10 protein-coding genes and 2 pseudogenes are annotated in these 12,257 nt (G+C 62.0%); 5 read left to right on the plus strand and 7 right to left on the minus strand.

Going from position 1 to position 12,257, the window contains the following annotated elements; translation table 11 throughout:
* The first annotated feature begins 885 nt into the window (after positions 1 to 885).
* Together MTAB308_RS19280 and MTAB308_RS19285 are read left to right on the plus strand one after the other, a co-directional pair.
* Entirely contained in the window at positions 886 to 1,398 is a 513-nt protein-coding gene (locus tag MTAB308_RS19280; RefSeq protein WP_066917772.1) for a MarR family winged helix-turn-helix transcriptional regulator, read from the plus strand.
* Between the two features lie 1,014 nt (positions 1,399 to 2,412).
* Positions 2,413 to 2,787 carry a winged helix-turn-helix transcriptional regulator gene (locus MTAB308_RS19285; protein ID WP_083746702.1) on the plus strand — a complete coding sequence of 125 codons (375 nt, stop codon included), beginning with the start codon at positions 2,413 to 2,415 and terminating at the stop codon, positions 2,785 to 2,787.
* Positions 2,788 to 2,849: 62 nt separating this feature from the next.
* Here the strand turns inward: MTAB308_RS19285 and MTAB308_RS19290 are convergent, their stop codons facing one another.
* From MTAB308_RS19290 to MTAB308_RS19300, 3 genes are all read right to left on the minus strand, one after another.
* Positions 2,850 to 3,506 (minus strand): DUF5642 family protein, encoded by a 657-nt coding sequence (locus MTAB308_RS19290; protein WP_077101314.1) that lies wholly within the window; start codon positions 3,504 to 3,506, stop codon positions 2,850 to 2,852.
* A gap of 78 nt (positions 3,507 to 3,584) precedes the next feature.
* A complete protein-coding gene (locus MTAB308_RS19295) occupies positions 3,585 to 4,271 on the minus strand; it encodes a hypothetical protein (RefSeq protein WP_077104538.1) in 687 nt (228 codons plus the stop codon).
* 59 nt (positions 4,272 to 4,330) lie between these two features.
* A complete protein-coding gene (locus MTAB308_RS19300) occupies positions 4,331 to 5,128 on the minus strand; it encodes a hypothetical protein (RefSeq protein WP_108637357.1) in 798 nt (265 codons plus the stop codon).
* Between the two features lie 58 nt (positions 5,129 to 5,186).
* On the opposite strand from MTAB308_RS19300, the gene MTAB308_RS28965 reads away from it, so the two are divergent.
* Positions 5,187 to 5,513, plus strand: coding sequence for a hypothetical protein (locus MTAB308_RS28965; RefSeq protein WP_157900972.1), 327 nt, complete (start codon positions 5,187 to 5,189; stop codon positions 5,511 to 5,513).
* A 1,269-nt stretch (positions 5,514 to 6,782) separates the two neighbouring features.
* Positions 6,783 to 7,475: pseudogene (locus tag MTAB308_RS30605) on the plus strand (PE family protein); the annotation flags it as partial.
* A 501-nt stretch (positions 7,476 to 7,976) separates the two neighbouring features.
* Here the strand turns inward: MTAB308_RS30605 and MTAB308_RS28975 are convergent.
* From MTAB308_RS28975 to MTAB308_RS28980, 3 genes are all read right to left on the minus strand, one after another.
* Positions 7,977 to 8,270: a hypothetical protein gene (locus MTAB308_RS28975; RefSeq protein ID WP_157900974.1), complete on the minus strand. Its 294-nt coding sequence runs from the start codon at positions 8,268 to 8,270 to the stop codon at positions 7,977 to 7,979.
* Positions 8,271 to 8,487: 217 nt separating this feature from the next.
* Positions 8,488 to 9,699, minus strand: coding sequence for a hypothetical protein (locus tag MTAB308_RS19305; RefSeq protein ID WP_077101316.1), 1,212 nt, complete (start codon positions 9,697 to 9,699; stop codon positions 8,488 to 8,490).
* A gap of 563 nt (positions 9,700 to 10,262) precedes the next feature.
* Positions 10,263 to 10,445, minus strand: coding sequence for a hypothetical protein (locus tag MTAB308_RS28980; protein ID WP_157900975.1), 183 nt, complete (start codon positions 10,443 to 10,445; stop codon positions 10,263 to 10,265).
* A 506-nt stretch (positions 10,446 to 10,951) separates the two neighbouring features.
* Between MTAB308_RS28980 and MTAB308_RS19310 the strand changes: the two genes are divergently transcribed.
* Complete coding sequence (locus MTAB308_RS19310; protein WP_077101318.1) at positions 10,952 to 11,755, plus strand: sulfotransferase family protein; 804 nt, start codon at positions 10,952 to 10,954, stop codon at positions 11,753 to 11,755.
* A gap of 79 nt (positions 11,756 to 11,834) precedes the next feature.
* On the opposite strand, the pseudogene MTAB308_RS30470 reads toward MTAB308_RS19310, so the two are convergent.
* A pseudogene (locus MTAB308_RS30470) lies at positions 11,835 to 12,179 on the minus strand (PIN domain-containing protein); the annotation flags it as partial.
* Between the last annotated feature and the right edge of the window lie 78 nt (positions 12,180 to 12,257).

Genomic DNA, 12,257 nt, shown 5'->3' on the forward strand with positions numbered 1-12,257 from the left:
ACTGAATTCGCCACGGCCAGAACGATTTTGACGCTCATCATCAAGCATATCACACTTGCCATGTGTCACAGCATATTTCGTTCCAATGCAAGGTTATGACGACCCTAGTTGATTGGGGGCCAAACAGTCCGAAATGCCGTGGCGCGAAGTACTGTCACTCTGCGGGCCTTTGCGCCTGACGGCGGCACTCGCCTCTTCTGAATAGTGTGGAATCCAACGCCCGGCGCGCCCTATACCGCAAGGCGCCCAATATAATCCCTGCGGTCAAAGCATCGATCAATCACTCAGGAGCGGGCCCCACCGGTCAAGGGACACCTCTGGGAGTCTTTACTCGAGCGAAATCCTTTTCGCCAGTACACATTTGAATGCGGTGACCGGATTGGCCCTGCCCCTCTGGGACCTAATAATCCGCTCTTCAAGATAGCGGAGCCCGTCCTTGGATACCGAGCTAATGCTTTGTCAGTTTGCGGGAGAATCCGAACGCCTCGCGGTAGGTCTTACGCAGCTAATTCTCACACATTAGACCGCTGTGCAGTGATTCGAACGGGCTAGATCGTGTCGCACTATCGAGGCATTCAGCTAATTCCGAAATAATCCCTGTACGCCGTTGAACAGCGCGTGATCCTAGAACGAGCTAGACAATGGCTATGCGGAGCGTCGTGTGGAACGCGTTCTAGAAAGCTACCAACAAGTAATTTTCACCTTGAACCAGATGTTTCAGACTGACAGTTTTCTGGGGCGGAGTCGGGAGGGCTATGAACAGCGCAAAAGTGCCTCCTCCGGAGTTGCCGGCAGTCATTCTCGGCTGGTGGATCCATGACAATCGTTGAAGCTTACGTCGTTTCATCGCCTACGCGACGATTTTGTTGGATACCGTCCCCCGCCGTGGAAGAGACGGGTCCAGAACCGCCGATCAATCGCCTTCCAGGATTCGATGATACGGAGCAGCGATGCTGGCAAGCGTTTCTGGAATCGTCGGCGCTCCTGCTCGAGACTTTGGACCGACAACTCATGAAGGTGCACCGGCTCGGGCTGTTTGACTTTCTGGTGCTGGATATGCTGGCTCGCTCGAACGGCGGCTCAGCTCGGATGGGCGACCTTGCCGAAGCTTTGGCGGTTGGGCCCAGCCGAATGACGCAGCAGATCCGCCGCATGGAATCAGAGGGTCTCGTTCGTCGCAGTCGCAGCACAAGAGACAAGCGAGGAGTGATTGCCACCGTCACACGCGAGGGGCGATTGCGGCTTCAACCCGCCACGAAAACCTACGCGGGGCACATTCGCGAACACTACCTAAACCAAATGACGCGGCAGCAGATGATCGCTATGGGTGACAGCTGTCGACGAATCAGTCAGCCCCTGAACAACTCCCAGGTAATGGACCGGTTCAAGCCCCTCTAGGGTGCTGGCCCGCGAGGCCGCGCCCGGGCCGATGACATCGACGGGCTACCGTGCGGCGGTGGCACATCGACAACCAGATGGAAGTGGCTGGCCGTGGGGGTCGATCGATGGTTCGCACCGGCGCCTAATTGCGAGACACGCTCTTGCCCAGAGCTGACGGCGTCGAGCATGCGTTCCCATCATGCAACGTGCGCTAGGCCTGTGGCCTGGACCTCAGCTTGGGGTCGCCGCCGCCTCGACGAGCAGGTCGCGAATGCCGCGCTACTACCGAGTGACGGTTTAGTTCCGGTGCGCGGAGAGACGTCCGCCGAAATTGGCTGATGAGAGCGCTTTAGCTGGACCCGCAGTTATTTTCGGATTGAAATGCTTCCAACGTTGGCCGCTGCAGCGGCCAACGTTACGTATGCCTAACCACTAGGCTCACGACCTATGGAGCCAATGCGACCGCCATCGTTGTTGACCCCCTTGGTGATCGCCACTGGCGAAAGCGTGACAAGGCCAGCTCGCCACAATGGCGCGGGGCGACTCGCTCCACTCATCTCACGGTCTTTATAGTCGCTGATTTCGTTTATGCCACCACCACAAAGCCGATCAGATAGATTCGACCTTGACTCAGTGCGGACGGCGCAGCCCGACGCCGAAGCGTGATACAAATGAAGAAGCGTGATTCAAAGAAGTCGTGGCCACGAGGTCTCGTGCTTCGAACCGGTCTGGCTGTAGGAAGTGGCGCTCAGTGCGCCCGACGGCAATGTTTCCGTCACGAGACTGCAGGTTTCTTGGCCGATGGTCCCGGATGATTGGATCATCGAGGAGTTCCGCGGAGTGATTAAACGTAGCCACCTCTACTAGATAAAGGAATGCCTTGTCGAGGATCGCGAATGGCTCGGTGCGGATCATCGGAGATGGCCGTTGACACGCAGCCTTGGTGTCAGCGCCGCGGTATACGCCCATAACCAGATCGAACGTCGCTCTCGCCGGAATGCGACTCCGTCAACCGCGCAGGTGCGCGCTGCGATGGAGTTATTGGGCCAGCGATGGATACTGCGGGTCGTTTGGGAGCTTGAGCCCGGCCCACTGCGGTTCTTGGACCTGCGCCACCGCATGGACAACTGCTCATCGAGTGTGCTTTCCGAACGGCTTCGGCAGTTGTTGGCTGCAGGCGTAATCGTCAAGAACCCGACCAAAAGATGGGAGCTGACCACCGCAGGCGCCCAGCTTGGGTCGGCGTTGACGTCGGTATGGGATTGGGCCGAAAGTTGGGCCCGGGAAGAGATGACTGCCCGTGAACCGGGCGCTTCAAGGCCCCGGCCTTCGGGCCCGCCCATGAACGGGCGTTCGGAGCCACGGTTCGAGCGCACTCCGGCCGCGACACACATTGTCTACGGCTGATCGACAGCCCCTCCGATCCGCTACCCGCGCCTGACCCACGTGATGGGCCAGACCGCTCCAGGTTAACCCCGGATCGCGGCCACGCCCTTGACCAGCAGGTCGCGCGCGCGTTGAATATCGACGGGCGCGGCCGGCTGGTCGGGACTCATCGTCGGACTGGCGATCACAACAACCTCATAGTCGCCGAATTGAGCCGAATAGCGGTAGGCCTCGATGGAACGAGCGCCCTCGGGTGCGTCGGTCTGCATCACACGCCTCTCTCCGAGCGTCTTTGTCCCGTCGATCTTGGGTGCGTCGACCGCCTCGAGGCCTCCCTTCATGTGCGGCCCGGTGAAGGCCACCGTGCTGCAGTGATGTCCGGTTTCATTGGACGGCAGCGGCTGGGAGGTCTCCATCGCGACAACGAGGAGCCGGTTGCCGTTGCCCTCGGCGGAAACACCGGCCATGGTGCCTTTCAAGCCCGCGGGCATCTCGGGCCCGATCGCTACTTTTGCGCATTCGGGGGGATCGAATACGAGACCCGTGGGCAGCTTGTTCGCAGAGAGAAACTTGGGGTCGATAGCGCGTTTTGCGATGTCGTTGATTGTGAACTCGGCTCCAAAAGTCGACTTGACTTCGGTCACCTTGCTGATGTCCGCCTTCGACGAAGAGGCATTGACACCCGAAGAGCAGCCGGCGAGCGCGCATATGGATGCGATCACGAACACTACCCTCAACATGAAGCCAACCTACCCACCGCGCCGTGATACGACGGCGACGGCGAAGAAGAACCTCTCATGCTCACGGGTGCCTATGCGTCAACGATGAATCGGCGCCAAGTCGAGGACCAACCACCGGCCGCTTTCTTTTGTTAGTTCCACGCGGAAGGCGATCACCTCATATACCGGTGGAGCATCCGCCCTAGTCCGGGTGCCGCGCATAATTACCACGACGCTCGCCGCTGACGGCGTGAGGGCTTCCACGCCGGCCGAAAGCGTCCTCGCCTCTGCCGTGATCAGGCCTTGCGCCAGCGCGGAGGTGGACTTGTTGTACAGCTCTGTGAACGCAATAACGCGGTCGGGCACCATCATCGCGGTGGCGCGGTCGAGCGACCCTGTCGGGGTCTGTGGGGAGAACGTCGATGCGTTCTCGGCCATGGCGGTGGCGACGTGCATCACCTCGGACGAGTCGCGTTTGAGATCACGGTCCGGCACCGTCCAGCGGGTATAGCCAACCCCAAAGGCCGCCAGCGCGGCCGTCGCAGCCACGGCAATCACGGCCAGCCGCAGCCTGGGGCTGTTGTCGTTGGTGCCGAAGGTGACCGAATTGCGTCGGAAAAGGACAAAATTGACGAGCATGCCCGCGGTGATCAAGAGCGCGAGGATCGAGCATGTCGAGACCCACCACAGCGGCCAGCGAAGAGCGACGCCGATCATCAGCAGCGCGGCGATCGTGGCCAGGGGAGCGGCGATGTCGAAGGCGAGCACTCGCCAGAGGCTTATCAAAAATGTTCGGTTTCCCAGGAGTCTCAGGGACTTCGGGTCGACCACGCTCGTCAACTTTCTCATCGCAGGACCCTCAACCCCGAGATCAGCAAGTTGTCGTCGACATCGGAGACGTCGACCAGCAGGTTCCAGTACAGTGCTTGCGGTTTAGTGCCGGGGCTTCCGCTGACCGATGTGGCCGCCACCTGGATGGTGTCGGTGCGGCTGCCGACTTTGGCAGCCGCCGGCTCGGGCGCCGCAGTGGGAAACGTGCCGATGTCGCCCAAATCGTGGTGCACCGATTGGATGACCACCGACTCGATCTGGGTGGACCGATACGAGGGCAGCTGCTGCACCGCTTCCCGGTACGGCTGCATGGTGGCGTCGAAACCGGCCTTGAGCTGACCGGCCGTTCCGTCGCGCAGGCGCCGCAGGCTCGCATCGAGGTTGTTGTTGTTCATGTTCATGAGCACCAGCGCCCACTCGGCGGCGGCTTTTTTTGCCCGAATCTGGTAGTGGTGCTCGTCGACATCGCTGCGATGCGACGACCAGAGAACCAGGCAACCGACGACCGCGGCAAGCAGCAACACCCCGAGGAGGGTCGAGACGATGCCGTAGGCCGAGAGCATCCTGCCGCTCGACGGTCTGCGTCTCGCGCTGTCGGCGTGCGGTTCTTTGGCCGATTCACTATCGCTGTCGTCTGATGGTTCGAGCGGTTCACGATCGCCGTCGTTCGATTCACCGTCAGCGTCTTCCGACACGTGTGGCGCCTGATTGTCACTGTCGCCCGACAGTTGGAGGGAATCGCTATCGGTGTGGCCCGATGCTTCGTGCGGCTCGCTATCGGACGACGTGTTGTCGGACTCTGCATCGGGCATTGATAGTTCGGGCGCGGTATCTGTGTGGCGACGCCGCTTCCCAATCCCCTTTCTGGGTATGGCTGCGCGGCTCTGCGTAGGGAAAGTGTTGAGTCAACCGACGCAGGCCGTGCTCGTTGAGCACTCTTCGGCATGTTCTGTCACCAAGAGAATAGCGAACAACCAGCGGCAATCACTGCCGTATATCGGCGTCGTCACGAAGGCGCAGATCACGAAAGAACCGCTCGAGTTGTTGCAGGGAAGCCGTCGAACCGAAGCGCCTTGGACGAGCATCGTCTGGCGAGCGGTCGAAGTTCGGAGGCGGCAGACGGCCGCGCGGCGATATCGCGTGAATCAACGATGCACCGGTTCGATGACGATCGACGTGCTGCGGCAATGGGTGTAAGGCACGCGGTCCGCAAGCGGCCTTGACAGCGACACCACGATTGCCACCGCCAGCACGCATGGACCAGCAGCGTAGTCACCTCATAGCTAACTACCGGTCCGGGCCAAGGCGTTCCGATTGCGTCCGAGACTGTAATTTCGCATTGAAAGACTCTGACGCGCCAGTGCATTTGCTGAAATGCGGAGTGCCGCTGGAATGCCAGCCATTTTCGTCGTTGTCAGCATTGCGGGCCTTGGTGATCCCAACCCGGATCCGCGGCTGCCCACTGAAACCCGCATTACTTAGATTCTTCTCAGGTAGGTTTCTCATTCATCGTCATAGTTGTCGTGACAGGAAGGCGCACAGATGAAGCGTAAGCAGCACAGCATGAGGCGGAATCGCCGCAACGCGAAGGCGGATCGCCGCGGCCGTGCAGTCGGCCTCGGCACCGCCGCCGGCGCTTTTCTCACCGCGGCGATGGCCCCGGTCATCGCCGCGCCTTCAGCCCATGCCGGCGTGCTCGACATGATTATCAATCCGGTTATCGGCCCCATCATGGGGGCCATCAATAACGGGGCTGCCCAGGGCATCAACGCGGGCGCGGCCGCTATCGGTGGCATTTCCGCGGGTACGGCCGCCCTCGGTGGCCTTCATTCGGCTGCCCTGCAAAGCATCACCAGCAGCATCAATGCCAGCACTGCCGCTCTCAATCTGGGTGGGCTCAACGCGGCTGCAGCCAATAGCGTTAGTGGGGGTGCGGTCACGCTGGAAGGGCTTCATTCGGCTGCCCTGCAAAGCATCACTAACAGCATCAATGCCAGCACTGCCGCTCTCAATCTGGGTGGGCTCAACGCGGCTGCAGCCAATAGCATTAGTGGGGGTGCGGTCACGCTGGAAGGGCTTCATTCGGCCGCCCTCCAAGGCATAACTAACAGCATCAACACGAGTGCCGCCGCCGCGAATATCGGCAACGTGAGCGCGGCCGTCACTAATCAGGGTCCCGTTGCCATCTTCAATCAGATAGGTTATTCAGCCACGACCGGTTTCTACAACGGGATCCACACCGCCGGCGAGGCGTGGATAGCCAGCCCGATCGGTCAGGCAGTGGACGGGCCGGTCAACGCTCCGTTCGTTGCCGTGTTTGGGCGCGATCTGATCGGCAATGGCGTCAACGGGGCCACCGGTCCGAACACCTCTTTGCTCGGCCAAACCGGATTGTTCGGCAGCCTCCATGATGGCGGGTTCTTGTTCGGCGACGGTGGGGCCGGCGCGGCCGGCGCCACCCCCGGGGCGGCCGGTTTGGCCGGCGGTGCCGGGGGCTTGATCGGCAACGGCGGCGCGGGCGGAGCCGGTGCGGCGGCGGGCGTCGCCGGTCAGGCCGGTGGTGCCGGTGGTGCCGGTGGTGCCGGTGGCTTCCTGATGGGCAATGGCGGTACTGGCGGCATCGGCGGTCTCAGTGGATCCGGCAGCTTCGTCCTCGGCGGCGCAGGGGGCGCCGGCGGCAATGCCGGCCTGCTGATCGGCGACGGCGGCCCGGGTGGCGCCGGTGGCGCGGGCGCCCTCGGCGCCCCCAGCAGCAGCGTCGGCGGGTACGGCGGTGCCGGCGGTGCCGGCGGTGGGGCCGGCCTGCTGTTCGGTCGAGGCGGCCCCGGTGGCGCCGGCGGTTACGGCAGCACCTTCGTCGGCGGCAGCTCCATCGGCGGCGCCGGCGGCGCCGGCGGCACCGGCGGCAACGGCGGCGCGCTATTCGGCCAAGGGGGCAAGGGTGGCGCCGCCGGGAACGGCGGTGGTTTCCTCACCGGCAGCACCTACTCCGGTTTTCCGGGGGCCGGAGGCGCCGGCGGTGTCGGCGGGTTCCTCACAGGCAACGGGGCCAACGGCGGTCAAGGCGGCTCCGGTTACTTCTTCCAGCAGGCCAATGGTCAGGGCGGTGCCGCCGGATTCGGTGGGTTGCTCGGCCAAAACGGCGTGGCTGGCGCAAACGGCACCCCGGTCAACCCCTAGCAACTAGTGCCCCGACGAGCGTCATGGCCGCTGCACGTCAAGCGGCGGCCATGACGCTTTGCCGGGATCGCGCTCCATTGGCTCGTTTTGAGTCATTTCCATCCATGATCGGTCCCGTCGGCCTTGAGCCTGGGGCTACTGGCAAGGGGTTGAAGAACTCGAAACAGTGGGACGGCAGGAGGCGGTTCGTTCGGTTTCATTGCGCGGAGGCCAGCAATTCCCAGGCGAGTCGGACAAGTGGGGCCACATCAGACCGACACCCCAATACCCGCGACCACACTGATGGAGCCTATTCCGAACCGCCCTGGGGCCAAATCAGGCTGTCGCAGCTAGCGCGGGGAGTCGGTATCGCCGAGGAGCTGGGCCTGGCGGCATCGAGGGTCGTCTTTCCACGAGCTACGCCGGAAGCGCCATAATCGGGGCCGGTACTACTATGCCCCTGACGCGCAGCGGATAAACGATCGAGTAGCCAATTCCTGGTCATCGCGGACGCGCCGCGTCACCATCGACCAGCAAAGCAAGCTCTGTTGGTGTCCTCGCCGAACTGTCTGGGGCAAGCGGTGGGTTACCAGCTGCTCGTGAACTGCCGGTGCGGATTTCCAGGGAATTCGAGTGACCCTCGTAAAGCGGGACACGTTGCCGAAGTAGTGGTAGGGGGTGACGGGTCTGGCCGAAACCGATGTCATTGCGGGTTACGGCGGGCAGTGTCAGGGCGGGGCGCCGCGCGGTGTGCGTGAGGAGGTTCGAATCGAGGTCGATGTCGCTGACCGCCATCTGGCCATCGTCGCATGCCGGCAGCGGTGGCGAGCGGAGGTGGGGTTCGCAGGAGACCCAATTCCCGATCGCCATTCATGGCTTATTGTCGCGTTGCGGCCACCGGCCCGACCGCTGGCGCAGCCGAACCAGCGCCACCGCAACATGCACCCGCAGCGCAATGCGCCCGACTGGGTTAACCCAGTCGGGCGCATTGCGTGATTTCCTCGGGCGCGGCTCAGAGGCGGAGCAGACTCAGGATCATTCCGGGGATCGTCGATGCCAGGTTGGCGCCCACACCGCCCATCAGGCCGGCGATGTCGGCCGGTAGGCCTGCCAGGCCGCCGACGCCGGCCGCGCTGATGGCCCTCGCGACATCGGCTGACACCGAGCCGACCGACGGCGCGATGGCAGCGAGGTTGGCCGCGGTGCTGAAGGCTGCCGGCGACGCGAGGCCGGCAGCACCGCTAACGGCGGCCGCGCTCGCGGCACCGGCGGGACCATAAATACCCCACAGGGTCTGCAGGTTACTGACGATCGTTGACCACGACGGCCAACCGGTGACCAGCTGGTTGAGGAAACTCTCGATAGCGAACGGGAGGTTACCGCCCGCGGCGATGTTCTGCGCGTGGGGAGCGGCCATCGCCTTCGCGATGTTCGGCAGTATCGTGCTGAGCGTGAGGTAGAGGCTCTGGCTAGTAAGGGGGTCTACCTGTCCATACACGACCTCGCCGGGGATGTTGATCGCGTTCAACACCGCCCCCAAGAGATCGCCGGCGCTCAATGAATTGTAGGTAGCTTGCAGACCGTTTCCAAGCGAGTTGAAAAACGCGAAAGGCAGCACCTCGATGTAGGCAAGCCCGACTTGTATCAGACCGGTGCTTGTCGCGTAAGTGAGTCCCTTCCCGAGATCCGTCACGGCCGTTGCAGCGATACCCGGAATACCTTCGAGCGGACTAAGGATGGGGATCAACGTCCCGCCAAACAGCGCCTGATACAGCGGTCCACTGAAGGCCTGACTGATGTTGCCCGCCATGATCTCGCCCCACGCGGTGTTCATAAGGGGCACAAAATCCTTGGCCGCAGAACCGGTGTAGAAGTTGACTGCGCCCTGCGCGGCCTGCTGGAAGGCGCCAACGTATTGGCTCGCGAACTGTACCCAGTTAGCGGCGACCTGTTGCCCGATGACGAAGGGCGCCTGCCCCCAGAGGTCGATATTCGGCTGCAGGTTTTGTATTGCCGTGATGGGTATGTCGATCCACGTCTGCAGCGGGTTGGCGATGTAGTCACTGGCGATGAGCTCCACAGCGCGGTGCTCGATGGTGGCAGCGCGCTGTTGGAAAGCGGACTCGACGTCGTTGGCAACGGTCGGGGTCACGGCGATCAGGCTGGCACCTACTACCGCGGCACCCGCGGTGACGTATGGCCGGAAGTTTGCTAGCTGAAGCATGCGCACTGTTCCTTTGCTGTCTGTGGTCTGGCTGTTCGTAGACTAGCTGAGAGCAGACTAAGAGCAGGCGATTTCGGGAACAAACTGCAACCCGCCCCACCCCTCATGCGCTAGGCAAACATATTAGATAGAGATTGGGCTGTTAAGTAGATATGCGTGCATCTTATGGCAAACTCATTGGCCATCGTCTATGCTTCAATGCGCAACTACCCTACAATTGCGCCTCGGAGCCGTGAACGCATGGTGCTGTGGTTGCAGATTAACTTGTGAAACGTGTTTTACCGCAGGTCGGGACGGTAGTCGTCTATTTGATCATATTGCTAGGGCGGCTCTGGGTTGGATCGTCGCCGCCCATTAGAGCGGATGCCCATCAGGTTTCAAAAGCAGACACCCGACCGGCAATGCTGAACCTCGCTGAGGAATGGCACCGGGGTTTTCTGGTCCACACCTGGGCTGACCCACGGCTTCTGTGGCTGGGATAGGTGAAGATCTCGCCATTGGCGCGCATTATCTGGTCGATCGCCACTTTCGCGCCCGATCGGAGGATATTGCCGGCTGCACTGTCAGGGCGGCCATTTACGGGTCATCAGCGGGGCCGCGGGATCCTGCAGGTGACGGATTGGCGATGCGACCTCCAGCTCGGGTTGAACGGCCAGATCGGGATGTCCCAAGAGGGTTCTTCCCGGCAATAACGAAACGTTGTCGAGCCGGTCGCGGCTCCGCGTGTCATCCTTGCCGAGGTCCATGCGTTCGCACCCTGACGCCGCGGCGGCCTCTGCCGGCGCGGTTGCTCGCCGGAGGAGTTTAGGGGCGGCCGGCGTCCACTCCCGCCAAGCCCGGCTCGTATCGAAGATCACCTCGGCGGGGCACTCCGCGTACCCGACTCAAACCGCGGGTTCTGCCACGGCCAACGCAGCGAACAGTGTCGAACCCGACCTGCGGCAAGCCCGAGATGGGCCGTGATGTCGGGCGACCAGAGTCCTCGTCCGACGCCGATGCGGTGGTGCATGATCTGGTGATGGCCAAATATATCCTGCGTCCCGTCCCTGCCGGCACCAACGGTTCCGTTCAACAATTCACCCCTGTGCTGCGAGGTCCAATCATGCACTCCGCAAGGCGACGAGTGGTCGCCCGAGTGTGACATCGACATGGTCGCCAACGCCGCCGCCGCGAATAATTTTGGGCGAAGGTTGCCACTGCAGGGCCGGACCACGTCAAGTTCAATTTCCGATCAACTTGGAGGATCGATGAAGTGAGGCAGATCGGCCCCAATTTTTTCATCGTCGGCGCGGCGAAAGCGGCGACTACATCCCTCAGTTCTCTGCTTGAGACGCACCCGCAGGCCGCTATCGTGCGGTTCAAGGAGCCTCATTTCTTCTCCTACGATTATCGTTATGCCGAAGGCTGGCGCCTGTATCTGACGCTGTTTAGTCACGTCTCCGACGAGAAAGCGGTTGGCGATGCTTCGACATCCTATTCCCGCATCCGTTATCACCCGCAGGTGATCGAGCGCATCAAGCGGCACGTGCCCGATGCAAAGATCATTTATATGGTGCGGCACCCTATAGAACGCATGGAATCCGCGTACGTCGAGCACATGTGCACCGGCGACGAAATGCCCTTTACGTCGATCAACGACATTATCCGCCGACAGCCGATGATCATCGACTCGAGCCGCTACTGGGAGGTCTTCGATGCCTACCGGCGGGCCTTCGGTGAGGAACGGATCAAAATCGTGTGGTTTGAGGAGTATATTGCCGACCGGAAAACCATCTTTCAGAAAGTCTGCCGGTTTCTGGAGATCGATGATCAATTCGAGCCGAATTTGGATAGGGAACGGGTAAACAGCCGCGAGGACGCGGCCATGCGCATGGCGCGGCTGGGGCGCGGCGGCATACCGTTGGATCTGGTTTGGAGCGAGAATTTGCGCCGCGAAACGATTGCCCAGATTCGCGACGATAACCTGCGCTTCTTGGCTCACTTCGGCCGGCCAGCCAACTACTGGGGCGACCTATTCGAGAATGGCGTCCACGGAAAATCGTCTGGCCGCCGATAGGCGTGCCGGCTTGGTTTGTTACGCCAATTGCGGCGTGGGCTGTGCGCCCTACCTCGTCCTAGCACGTCCCCGATGACGGTCATGGCGTTTTGCCGGGCGCGACCACAGTCAACCCCAGTGCGTCCGTGCCCTCGCGGAGGCGACTGTGGTAAGTCATCAGTGCGGTCAATGGCGCAGTGGATTCGGCAGTTTGGGCAAGCGGCCAGGTGTATCGCGTCCAGCGAGCGGAGTCCGGGATCAAGGTAGGGCGCTGCGGTGGCGCAAATGAGCGAGGCGATTTCGAACCGGTTCGACCCGGCCAACACGGATGGAACGGCCGGCAGGCCGTCCGGAGCGACTTCCCGAATGGCTCTGGTCAGCTGTACTTCGGCCAAAAGCGATGTTATCCAGGCATTTCGGCACGACCGTCGAGCCAGTCAGGTAAATCACGGAATAGGAACTGCGCAGCGTGGGGCGCTCGATCGAGAGCGTGTCGCCGGGTCCGCGATGCGAATGCTCGGAA

It is taken from the genome of Mycobacterium terramassiliense (genome assembly GCF_900157385.1).
Classification (GTDB): domain Bacteria; phylum Actinomycetota; class Actinomycetes; order Mycobacteriales; family Mycobacteriaceae; genus Mycobacterium; species Mycobacterium terramassiliense.

Bases quoted from the DNA above. Each gene is read 5' to 3' on its own strand.
- MTAB308_RS19285 (WP_083746702.1), top strand. From the start codon at position 2,413: ATGGAGTTATTGGGCCAGCGATGGATACTGCGGGTCGTTTGGGAGCTT.
- MTAB308_RS19290 (WP_077101314.1), bottom strand. From the start codon at position 3,506: ATGTTGAGGGTAGTGTTCGTGATCGCATCCATATGCGCGCTCGCCGGC.
- MTAB308_RS19300 (WP_108637357.1), bottom strand. From the start codon at position 5,128: ATGCCCGATGCAGAGTCCGACAACACGTCGTCCGATAGCGAGCCGCAC.
- MTAB308_RS28965 (WP_157900972.1), top strand. From the start codon at position 5,187: ATGGCTGCGCGGCTCTGCGTAGGGAAAGTGTTGAGTCAACCGACGCAG.
- MTAB308_RS28975 (WP_157900974.1), bottom strand. From the start codon at position 8,270: ATGGCGGTCAGCGACATCGACCTCGATTCGAACCTCCTCACGCACACC.
- MTAB308_RS19305 (WP_077101316.1), bottom strand. From the start codon at position 9,699: ATGCTTCAGCTAGCAAACTTCCGGCCATACGTCACCGCGGGTGCCGCG.
- MTAB308_RS28980 (WP_157900975.1), bottom strand. From the start codon at position 10,445: ATGGACCTCGGCAAGGATGACACGCGGAGCCGCGACCGGCTCGACAAC.